This window comes from Rickettsia endosymbiont of Culicoides newsteadi (assembly GCF_002259525.1).
In the GTDB taxonomy this organism is placed as follows: Bacteria; Pseudomonadota; Alphaproteobacteria; order Rickettsiales; family Rickettsiaceae; genus Tisiphia.
In genome coordinates, this window is the sequence record NZ_MWZE01000157.1 from 1 (window position 1) to 1,359 (window position 1,359).

The window sequence follows — 1,359 nt, forward strand, 5'->3', positions numbered from 1 at the left end:
ATTTCCTGTGACCAATAATTAGCTCCTCCACATGCCTCCATAGCTACCAATGAACTTTTATCGAGATTGCTTAAATAGGCTATTAACTCATCTCTTGTAACTTTTTGGTAACCTATTTTTTTGCCATTTTGATCGACTTGCACCAAGTGCATACTATTTTTTGCTAAATCTATTCCTATTATAGTATTTTTTATGCTATTATTTATCATGGTATGGACCTATTAATTAAATTATTATTTAATTTGGAGCAGCTGAAAACTATTTTTCAGCTGACTCCGTACAAGTAAAGCATATTTCGCTTCACTCGTCCATACCATCATTCCCGCGTAGGCGGGAATCTATAATACCTCAGGGGATTTTTATATCCTTGCTTTCGCAGGGATGACAACCATGATCCTATATTTTATTCAAATCTGCAAAAAAACTTGATTATCGAATTTTAAAAATTCTTTTGGAATTTATGCCAAAGATTTTCAATTATCTGCTCATAAGCAACGAGTTCTGATATAGTCCAATTAAATTGGTTAAAAATATCATATGCCTTATTTATCTCAGTATTAATAGCAGCTGTATTAAGTTTCTCCTCACATAATAACTTTTTTAGTTTTTCTTCCTGCATCTTCTTATATTCCTTATGGTTAGCGGTACCAGATTCTGCCATATTATGCATCCTGTTAGTCCGTATTTGTATTTCTATGTTACAGTCATAGGTATCTGCTATAACTACGATATGCAAAGAACGGTAACCATTATCCTTAGGGTTAGCAATATAGTCTTTGCTCTTCGCCATATTAACAGGATATATCTTGTAAAGAATAGTCAATAATTTATAACATTCATATTGCTTATTAACTATAATCCTAAAACCAATTAGGTCAGTCAATTCTTTCACAGTAATACCCTTCCTTAGCATCTTCTTTAAAGCAGAATAAGGATCTTTTAATCTGTAACGTATTTCAGCTTCTATATAATTTTTACGCAGATTATCCCTAATATTAGCTATAATCTTGTGTAAATCGTTAGTAGTGGTATCTTGCATAATTAATATCACATGAAAAGGAATCTTTGATATGTTAACAAGTAGTAATTAATTTGTCAATTATCAGAAACTAATTAGTTAATAAATCAATAAAAATTTATCATAAAAAACTCCCAAGCTAAATAATGTAGAAAATTAGATATACTTATAAATATGAGCGTATTCTACTAAGAATAGAAACACTAATACTGTTTTATATTTTAAAAAGAATGTTCTAATTTATTTTTTCACATGAGGTAAATGGATACTGGACTGAAAAATCAAGACAAAAAAATAATAATTTTGTTTCCCATTTTTGCATTTTTCAAGCTGCAATTTGT

1 protein-coding gene and 1 pseudogene are annotated in these 1,359 nt (G+C 29.7%); both read right to left on the reverse strand.

Annotated features, from left to right (window positions below):
* Window positions 1-209 (reverse strand): annotated as a pseudogene (locus RiCNE_RS06985) (IS110 family transposase); the annotation flags it as partial.
* 230 nt (window positions 210-439) lie between these two features.
* Window positions 440-1,039, reverse strand: coding sequence for a bifunctional (p)ppGpp synthetase/guanosine-3',5'-bis(diphosphate) 3'-pyrophosphohydrolase (locus RiCNE_RS06990; protein WP_239832800.1), 600 nt, complete (start codon window positions 1,037-1,039; stop codon window positions 440-442).
* Window positions 1,040-1,359: the final 320 nt, after the last annotated feature.

Excerpts from the sequence above, each read along its gene's own strand:
- RiCNE_RS06990 (WP_239832800.1), bottom strand. The coding sequence starts at position 1,039 with ATGCAAGATACCACTACTAACGATTTACACAAGATTATAGCTAATATT.